Annotated in this window: 6 protein-coding genes; 4 read left to right on the top strand and 2 right to left on the bottom strand. The window is 65.2% G+C overall.

Going from position 1 to position 9,111, the window contains the following annotated elements:
* Positions 1–166: 166 nt before the first annotated feature.
* The 4 genes from HUK65_RS17290 to HUK65_RS17275 all read left to right on the top strand — a co-directional run bounded on the left by HUK65_RS17290 (position 167) and on the right by HUK65_RS17275 (position 4,888).
* On the top strand, positions 167–1,750 hold the full coding sequence (locus tag HUK65_RS17290; RefSeq protein WP_179907521.1) for an ankyrin repeat domain-containing protein: 1,584 nt from the start codon (positions 167–169) through the stop codon (positions 1,748–1,750).
* Positions 1,747–3,027 carry a coiled-coil domain-containing protein gene (locus HUK65_RS17285; RefSeq protein WP_179907520.1) on the top strand — a complete coding sequence of 427 codons (1,281 nt, stop codon included), beginning with the start codon at positions 1,747–1,749 and terminating at the stop codon, positions 3,025–3,027. The genes HUK65_RS17290 and HUK65_RS17285 overlap by 4 nt, the downstream gene beginning before the upstream one ends.
* 356 nt (positions 3,028–3,383) lie before the next feature.
* On the top strand, positions 3,384–4,391 hold the full coding sequence (locus HUK65_RS17280) for a nucleotidyltransferase family protein (protein ID WP_179907519.1): 1,008 nt from the start codon (positions 3,384–3,386) through the stop codon (positions 4,389–4,391).
* Positions 4,392–4,627: 236 nt separating this feature from the next.
* Positions 4,628–4,888 (top strand): HNH endonuclease, encoded by a 261-nt coding sequence (locus tag HUK65_RS17275; RefSeq protein ID WP_179907518.1) that lies wholly within the window; start codon positions 4,628–4,630, stop codon positions 4,886–4,888.
* Here HUK65_RS17275 and HUK65_RS17270 read toward each other — a convergent pair.
* Both HUK65_RS17270 and HUK65_RS17265 read right to left on the bottom strand, forming a co-directional pair.
* Positions 4,874–6,145, bottom strand: coding sequence for a cytosine deaminase (locus HUK65_RS17270; protein ID WP_179907517.1), 1,272 nt, complete (start codon positions 6,143–6,145; stop codon positions 4,874–4,876). The two genes, HUK65_RS17275 and HUK65_RS17270, sit on opposite strands and share 15 nt — an antisense overlap.
* 291 nt (positions 6,146–6,436) lie before the next feature.
* Positions 6,437–7,786, bottom strand: coding sequence for a Fic family protein (locus HUK65_RS17265; protein WP_179907516.1), 1,350 nt, complete (start codon positions 7,784–7,786; stop codon positions 6,437–6,439).
* Positions 7,787–9,111: the final 1,325 nt, after the last annotated feature.

Genomic DNA, 9,111 nt, shown 5'->3' with positions numbered 1-9,111 from the left:
CCCGGGAACGCCGCGCACTCGACGCGCTGGATGAAATCAGAGGGAACCGGTAAGATGCGTCAGACTCAGAACACTAGGACCCGATGCGGACCCAGCAGCTTCCGTTCCGGACCGGATTTGCATGGCCTCATGTCATTGTCACCGGAGCTATCTGGGAATTTCTCTAATGAACCGTGCCGTCAATCTGTCGTTCCTTTCTTCCATTGCCCTGCTGGCGGCGGTATCGACCGGCGCTCAGGCATCCCCGGGGTGCGATGCCTTCAACACCGCTGCCTTCTTCGCCACGGCTACGCCCGAAGATGTCGCCGAGTGCCTTGACCAGGGCGCCGATCTGCTGCCTGACACCGCCCCTGAGGACAGCCCCCTGTTCCACGCCGTGCGCAACGCGACCACGCCGCTGGTGCTGGATGTGCTTCTGGACGAGGCTCTGGAGCGGGACCAGCTTGAGGACGTTCTGCATCAACCCGGCCGTTTAGGACGCAGCATTACGCACATTGCCGCCGCAGAGGCGCGTGGTCCGGCGATGATCACGTGGCTGGCGACGAGAGAGGCCGATATCCGTGCTACATACGATTGCAACGATGCTTGGCGACCAAGTTGCACTGAACCGATCCATATTGCAGCACATAGATCCGACGGCTTTCTGTTCGTGGCCACGCTGCTGGCGCTTGGGGCCGATGGAACCGTGTCCACTCGCTTTGGCCTTACACCTGCAGAAATGCCAAGAACAGAAAGTCCGTCCCACTGGAGTATCCATGCCCTTCTGGATCGGGAAGACTGGCCCGAGAAAACTCTGGGGCTTAATGATGCCGAGCCTGACCCCAACGCCGCTTGTGACAGCTTCCTGACGCCCGATTTCTTCGCCTCTGCCACGCTGGGCGAAGTCGCGTTCTGCCTCGAACAGGGGGCGGTTGCGACGGCAACCGACCGTGAGGGTAATACCGCGCTGCATCATGCCGCAGCCCATGCAGCCGATCCGCGGATCATTGACCTGCTTTTGCTTCGCTTGCACATGCAGGCGCCCGAATCCGTCGCAAATGCCCTCCAACGCGCTAACCAGACGGGCTTCTCCCCGCTCCACCACGCCGCGCGCCACGGCACCGGGCCCGAGGCAATCGCGCGCCTGATCGCCTGGGGAGCAGATCCCAACGCGCTGGCGCCGCCGATCGCGGAACCGCGTTTCTCGGCTGACCGCGGCACGACCCCGTTGCATTTGGCTGCCCGCAACACCAGCCGCGCACGCGAGGCGATCCTGACCGTGCTGCTGGCCATGGGCGCATCGCCCACCGTCCAGGACCATCGTGGTGAAGGGCGCGGCGGTCGTCAGGCCCTGCATTACTTGATGCAGTCTAGGCCCAATGTGCGGGAAACCCGTTTGATGCTGCACAAGGAATTTGCTGGGAGAAGACGGCCATCGCCGCTGTCTGACGATGCCAGAGCTACTGCGTTGCATTTTGCGACACATGCCAATGTTGAGCATGGTGTAATCAGCGCTCTTGTCCGGCAAGGATTCTCGCCTGATGACCGCGATAGCAACCAAATGACCCCGCTCATGAACGGCGCCCGTTTCGCGACAGATGAAACCGTCTTTGGACTGTTGCTTCAAGAATCCCGAGACCCATGCTGGGTCAACGAAGCAGGACTTTCTATACCCGCCCTCCTAGCAGGCAATCCTGTGCTATCGCGTGACGATCCGACAGGGCGCACCCAAACGCCCCTCGCAGCCTATCGTGCGCGGTGCCCCGCATGATCGGGGCACTGTGGCGCGGGCTGACGGGGGCGCTACGCGCACTTTTCGGCACCGTGGTCGGGCTGCTGCTGGTGGCCACGCTGACGCTCAACCTGTCCATGGTCGCGGTCCCGGCAGTGTTCAACGCCGTTTCGGGCATGGTCTGGTCTGCGGTGTCGATGATCGACAGCGCAACCGTGGCGCGGCGGGCGACCCAAGCCAGAACGGCCGCCGCCCTGCGTGCCGATGCCGATGACCTGGCGCAAGCCCGCGCCCGGGTTGATACGGTGGAGGCCGATAACCGCAGGCTGACCTCGCAGCGCAGACAGGCGCTGAGACGGGCCACTCGGGCCGAACAGGAGCTTGATCGCACCCGCTCGCACCTTGCATCGACCGAGTCCGAGCTTCAGACCACGCGCACCCGCGCCGCCTCCGCCGAGGCCGAGCTTCAGACCACCCGCACCCGCGCCGCCTCCGCCGAGGCCGAGCTTCAGAGCACACGCGCCCGCGCCGCTACAGCAGAGGCCGAAAGCCGCAGGCTGATTTCGCAGCGCGGACAGGCGCTGAGCCGGGCCACTCGGGCCGAACAGGAGCTTGATCGCACCCGCACGCGCCTGGCATCGGCTGAGTCCGAGCTTCAGACCACGCGCACCCGCGCCGCCTCCGCCGAGGCCGAAAACCGCAGGCTGACGACCGAACAGAGGCGCGCACAAACGCAACTCGCCACAGCCCAGGCCGACACGCACGCGGCCCGGTTACAGATTGCGGCGGTCGAGGCGGACAACACCCGGCTTCGGACCTCGGCAAATGCGGTCGAAGCGCGACTGGAAGCCATGAGCGCACAGCGGGTGCGCGCACAGAGCGATGCGCGCACCATCACGGGGCGGATGCAGACGCGCTCGGTCAGGATGGTCACGCGCAACACCAGTGCTGCCATGGTCGAGGCGATTCCCTTCATCGGCGGTGTCGCGGTCGTCGCGACCCTTGCGTGGGATGTCTATGACACCTGCGCACAGATCGGGGACTTGCAGGCACTGCAAGCGACACTGAACCTTGGCGACAGCCCACCCAGCGAGGTTGAGGACCAATGGTGCGGCTTGTCATTCGAAGAGCTGTTCAGCCGTCTGGCCGGAACCGCATCCCCCTCTGAACGCGCCTGCGCCAGCGCACGGGTGCGCACGCAAACACTTGACCCACCGGAATGTTCCGACTTCCCGCTTGAGCTTCCGGGCTATAGCGATCCTCTCGACGGTTCCCCACTCAGCCCTGTTCTGCTGCCGGACTACACCTATGACTGAGCCCGGCTAGCGCCCATGCCTCCCGACACGGCGGAGATGACGAATTCTGCGAGTCCGTCACGTCGCTAGTCGGCGCGCGATGCCCCTGGGGGCGCCAATGACTGCCGATTGGACAAGCTGCCCAGCGGCACGCCTGGGCGGGCAGCGAGATCAGCCTGGTTGAGCCCCCCCGCACGTTCCGCCGGTTGCGCGCAGCCAAGCGTATGGCTTCGCCCTGCGCGGATGAGCTGGTCGGATTGCTGCATCGCGCTCCTCGGGCCGTGACGTCCTCCTGTCGATCACGATGGACTATGTTCAACGCTCTTGATTTTCGTTGAACACAAGTTCATGCTCAACGAAACCTGAAAGTGTTGAGCATGACGATCACCCGCCACTCTCCCACCGCACATGCCGCATACCACGACCTTCTGCGCCTGCTGCTGGACGACCGCACCTCCGACATCCGGGGAACGCCCACGCGCGTCGTGCGCAACGGGCGGGTCTATTGGTATGACAGCTTCCGCGTCGGCACGGACGTCCGCAAGACCTATATCGGCGAGGAAACGCCCGAGCTGCTGGCTCGCATCGACCGACACCGGGAGCTGAGGGCCGAGGTGGAGGCGCGCGCCAGTGAGCGGGCGCGGCTGGTGCGTATCCTGCGCGCGGAGCGGTTCCTGGGCCATGATGCCGCCACGGGCAGCCTGCTTGCCGCCATGGCGACCGTTGGCGTGTTCCGTCTCGGCGGCACGCTGGTCGGCACCCAGGCCTTCCGACTCTACGAGGGCGAGTTGGGGCTGCGCTATCGCTTCGACGATCTGGCCCAGACCGGCGACATCGACATCGCGAGTTTCGAGCGCCTCTCGCTGGCGCTGGAAGACCGCACTGAGCCGACCGTCGAACAGGTGCTGGCGGATTTCGCCTTCGATCCGGTGCCGACGCTTGATCGCAGGCCTGCCTGGCGCTGGCGTCAGAGCAAGGGTGGCGCGCTGGTCGAGTTCCTGACCCCGGCCTTCGGGGATGAGGGGGTGCGACCGCTGGCAGCGCTTGGCGTCTCGGCCCAGGCCTTGCACCATCTGAACTACCTGATCGCCGGGCCGATCCAGGCGGCGGTGCTCTATCGCTCGGGTGTGCTGGTGCAGATCCCCCGCCCCGAGCGCTTCGCCATCCACAAGCTGATCGTCGCCGCCCGGCGCGAGGCACGCGACCGGATCAAGGCCGAGAAGGATCGCCGTCAGGCGCGATTTCTGATCTCCGCACTCGCCGAAGACCGACCTTATGACCTGCGCGACGCCTATCGCGACGCGCTGGGGCGCGGACCGAAATGGCAGGAACGGATCGCGACAACGCTCGGGCAGATGCCTGATGTTGCGGAACTGCTGGCGTGAGGGGAGGGTCACGCGTGCTCGACCATCATCCGGGCCAGAGCAACCGAGCGACGGCCACAGGGCAGCGATATTCGGCTGTCCCAAGCTACAGAATGCCTTCAGCAGCTTACGAACAAGCAGGAACACACTCATGGAGAACCCCGACCATGCTGACTCAGAAGCGCCTGCGGGAGAAGCTGCGCTAAGACCCCGAGACCGGGATCTTCACCTTCGCCAAAGGCAAGCGCCGGGGCAAGGTGGCGGGCACCGCGCATGATGCACGCGGCTTCCTGAAGGTCTTGATCGACAATGAGCGCCACCTGCTGCGCCGGCTGTGGATGACCGGGATGCATGCGCCAGTCAGCGTCGAGCACATCAACGGCGACCGCAGCGACAACCAGTGGGTCAATCTACGCCTTTTCTTTCGCGAGGAGGCCGACGTCGTCCTGCGCGCTTGGCCGGATCATATCGGACCCGCGTGCTGGCCGCCTCAAGCTGCGGGATCAGCCCGCAAATAGCCCGTCGAGTTCGCTGTAGTCCGGCAGGGTGCGGTCGATGGCGCGTCCGTCGCGCAGCACGATACGGTCCGATTGCGGGCGCGCGAAAAGCTCGTTGAAGCTGCGGGCGCGAAAGATCACCAGATCCGCCGGTGCCCCAGGCGCGAGCGATGGCGCCGCGAAGCCGCAGGCCCGCGCGGGATTGGCGAGCACGGTCTGCACCCAGTCCGGCGCGGAATGGTCGAGATGGCCGAGCCGCGTTGCCTCGCGCAGCACCTCGAGCATGTCGAGATCGCCGTAGGCATAGAACGGATCACGCGTGTTGTCGGAGGCGAAACTGACATTGATGCCGCGCGCGCGCATCTCGTGCACCAGCGTGATGCCGCGCAGGCGCGGGGTGCGCCCCGGCATGCGGTCCTGCAGATACAGGTTGCACATCGGCAGGCTGACCACATTGAGGCCTGCCTTTGCGACAAGTTCAAGCGTGTCGCCGGCCCGTGCCGCGTCCTGCGCGGCAAGCGAACAGCAGTGGCCGACCGTCACAGGCGCGTCGAATCCTTCGGCCAACACCGTCTCGGCAATCAGCCGCAAGGTTTCCACCGACGGATCCATCGTCTCGTCGACATGGAAATCGACTTGCAGCCCGCGCTCGGTGGCCAGCCGCAGAAAGCTGCGCAGCCGTTCGGCCAGATCGGGGAGGGGGTAGCTCGCCATGCCGAGGATGCCGCCCGCCTCGGCTACGCAATCGGCGGTGCTGCGAAACGCGCCATCACGTTCGATACGGTCGGCGCCGACAAGGCAGGCCCCCTGCAGCGTGATGCGCCCGGCCCATTCGGCGCGCAACTCGCGAAACACGGGCCATGTGATCGCGTCTTGCGGCGGCAGGCTGTCAAGATGGGTGCGGATCGCGCGGGTGCCGTGGGCGTAGGCGCAGCGCAGCGCGAAATCCATGCGCGCTCGCAGATCAGCGGGCGTCCAGTTGGCCTCGCGGTCAGCGCCCGAAGTGCTCAGCGCACCCTCAAAGCTGCCATCGGGATTGGCCGCGCGGGGCCAGATATGACCCTTGTCAAGATGGGTGTGCATGTCGATGAAGGCCGGCAGCACCATCGCGCCGGCCATGTCGATGATGGTGTCGTCAACTGTTGGCTCAACGATTTCTCCGCCGGCGATGGTGAGTGTGCCGGGCATCGTTTCGCCGAGCCCTCCGACGAGGCATCCCGGCAGGGTGACATTTTCAAGCCGCAGGCGTGCAGCGTCAGGCAGGGTGAGGAAATCCATCATGTTTCATGCTCGATCGCGCGTGCGTGCCATTTGCGCTACAGCATGTGTCTGATCAAGCTGCGCACACCGACGGGTATCACACCCGTTACCGGGATCAAGATGGGGGCGGCGAACACGCGGGCGAGGTTGATGCGGCAGCTTGCCGCGAGAATCCGGAAGGCCAGTCCCCGCCCCGGTGCTGCCAGTGCCCGCGACATATTCCGCGCCGACCGCGGCGAACGAGCGGAAGGTCCGCATGGCTGCCGTTCGCCCGAGCCAACGAGAGGGTCGCGGTCCCTGACACCAGCATCAAGCCTCTCTCCGCCTCACCCAAGCCTCGAACTGACTGCGCCTGATCCCGAACCGCAGCACGTTCCCCTCGTGCAGGTTCGCGATCTCGGCATCGACGATCTCCTGGAGCCGTGCGCGCGTGTGCCGGTCGACGTCGCCCGCGACATACTGCCCGATATCCGCATGCCCCTCCACCACGATGTCGCGCACCAGCGCCCGGATCTGCTCGCGGTAGCGCAGCCGCAGCGGGTCGGGTTCGGGCAGGGACTTTACGATGGCGGCGTAGCGCTGGCAGGAACGCTCGTAGGCGGCGAGGTAGACGTCGGCGAGCAGCTCGATCCGATTAAGCTCGTAGACCGCCTGGGTGCCCCGGAAATAGGGCTCCTCGGGCATGTCGATGAAAGACAGCGGCGAGAGGTTGTGCCTGATCAGCGGGATGTTGGCGCCCAGCCGCGAGACGCGCTTGTTCACGTCCTCGAAGGGCTGCAGGTAGGGGATGTGCACCATCAGGAAGAACGAGGTCTCGAACGGGTCCTCGATCCGGCCGGCCTTGTCGAGGATCGTGCGGAAATTCGCCTCGATCCGTTGCGGAATCGCCAGCGGCGTGTAGACGCTGCCGCCGATGTCGACGGGACGGCGACGCAGGCGACCGCAGGCGGCCGGGTCGGCCAGCAGGTTCTCCGACAGCAGCGCGTGCAAGTTCAGGAAGGTGTAGCTGTCGTAGCCCACCTCCTCCGGCGCCTCGGCGATCAGCTCGATGGCGGCCTTGTGATTGAGGATCATCTGCGCCTCGATCAGGTCCTTGCCCTCGGCCGCCGTGCCGAAGCGGATCAGGTTCTCGGTGTCGAGGCGGCTGTAGGTGTTGCCCTCCAGCTTCGACGACGCCCAGGAGAGGTCGATCATCAGGCGCCCGATCACATCGCGCAGATGGGTGCCGGCGGGGCGCGCGCTGTCGCCGGTCCGGCCCATGTCGTGCAGCTGGCTGCGCAGGGCCTCGGGCAGGTAGAAGGTAGTGTTCGGCGCGTAGGCGTCGAGGAAGTCCTGGTTGTAGGTCACCGGGCGCCTCGCCATCGCCGGTCGGGAAACGAGATCCAGCACCGCGCGGCCTGCCTCAGACAGGATGATCCCGCTGTCGGTGGTGGCTTGCGCCGTCTCGGCGCGTCTGTATGTGACCGCAACGCTGCGCCCCTCGCGGACGACACGTCCATCCTGCTCCAGGACAGCGAGATGTCGCTGTAGGGTCCGACGACTGGCGGACGCACCACCGGCCAGAAGCCGTGCCTCGATCTGCGAGAGGGGCACCGCAGCGAGATCACCCGGCAGCGCGGCGAGTATCGCCTCGCGGATGTCCTGATCCCGTCCGCTCATCGAGCCCTCCCCTGCCGCTGGCGCGCTTGTGTCGCTCTGCACGACGCGAGAGTGACGCGCAATCTGTCGCGCTTTTGTCGCGCAACCCGATCCGCGCGTCAATGAGGGTTCTGCACCGACCCGCCGCCGTGCCCTTGGTCGGTCGCGCTTGACAAGGGTGGCCCGCGCATCGAGCGCCTCGGCAACGGCCAGCAGCGACGACAGGGAGCCTACTGCGAAGCCGGGCTCAACCTCCAGAAGGCTTCTTTCCGGACAGCCTGAACCGAGCCAAGCCGTGGACAGATGAGGTTGCGGGCAGGTTGACACGACTGGGTTTTGTCAACCTGGCAGGTTGACAACAGCGGCTTTCCAGGTTGACAAGCCCCGAATGTTCCTGTTTTGCCCCATCTATCGAGGTTGACAAACCTCGGGCCAGAGGACCGCTGTCAACCTGAGGACCACTGATTTTATTGACTTTTCTGAGGCCCGGGTTGACAAACGCACCCCCAGAACACTTTTTCCCGAGACGACGGACCGCAGGACGGCACATCTCGGCGCTCGCCAGGATCGAAATCCGCGCGAAACCGATCGAAGGCGCAGGCCTCGGCTGACGACCGCGCAGCGATCAGGACGATCCGCAGACGGTTGCGAACGATGGCGACCGCAAGCACACCCAACCGGCGCGCTGACCGAACGCGATAAACCGGAACAGACCTGCTTCACCGCCTCGGATGCGGACCGCGCACATCACCCGGAGACAGCTCATCCCGATCCGTCGTCTGTATAATAGTATATGTTCTCTGATCAGATGAATCTGAAACAGAGAATGCGGACCTGGGATGAACCATCTCCGGGTCCACGCGCTGGGAGCGCGCCACAGACGTGCCTCACCTTGAGGGTCACACAGATACGTCTACGCGCGCGGACACAGCCTGTGACGCTCTGCGCGCGCCCCAGACGCTGTTCCGGTGCTGGGTCTGAACGGGTAGCTTCGTAGCTGGATGGCCACCTGGCTCGATAGCTGAATAGCTGCGTGGCTGGGTAGCTGTTCGGCTCGATAGTTCGCCTACTGTTACGGCAGGGGCCTGATCCGTGCGGATCGATCCTGATGACGATGGTCGCCGTTCACCGCGACTCACTGGGAAGCTCACAGGCAGCTCTCCCGGTCTGACCGCACGCTGACACCACCCGAACCAAGGATGCACCTCGGCGACCGGCTCAGCGCGCCGGGCGACGGTCCGCGTGGTCGGTGCGCGGTGACGGTGATGAGCGCGGTGGTCGTGGTGGTAATCTCGGTGCTGGTGCTGATGACCGGCGTGTTCATGGCAGGTCTTGACCGCCATTGT

The sequence above is a fragment of the Rhabdonatronobacter sediminivivens genome (genome assembly GCF_013415485.1).
GTDB lineage: Bacteria > Pseudomonadota > Alphaproteobacteria > Rhodobacterales > Rhodobacteraceae > Rhabdonatronobacter > Rhabdonatronobacter sediminivivens.
The sequence above is the reverse complement of the archived record's forward strand: the minus strand, read 5'-3'. Positions and strand labels throughout refer to the sequence as shown.

Excerpts from the sequence above, each read along its gene's own strand:
- HUK65_RS17265 (WP_179907516.1), bottom strand. The coding sequence starts at position 7,786 with ATGAGCGGACGGGATCAGGACATCCGCGAGGCGATACTCGCCGCGCTG.
- HUK65_RS17285 (WP_179907520.1), top strand. The coding sequence starts at position 1,747 with ATGATCGGGGCACTGTGGCGCGGGCTGACGGGGGCGCTACGCGCACTT.
- HUK65_RS17280 (WP_179907519.1), top strand. The coding sequence starts at position 3,384 with ATGACGATCACCCGCCACTCTCCCACCGCACATGCCGCATACCACGAC.
- HUK65_RS17270 (WP_179907517.1), bottom strand. The coding sequence starts at position 6,145 with ATGGATTTCCTCACCCTGCCTGACGCTGCACGCCTGCGGCTTGAAAAT.
- HUK65_RS17290 (WP_179907521.1), top strand. The coding sequence starts at position 167 with ATGAACCGTGCCGTCAATCTGTCGTTCCTTTCTTCCATTGCCCTGCTG.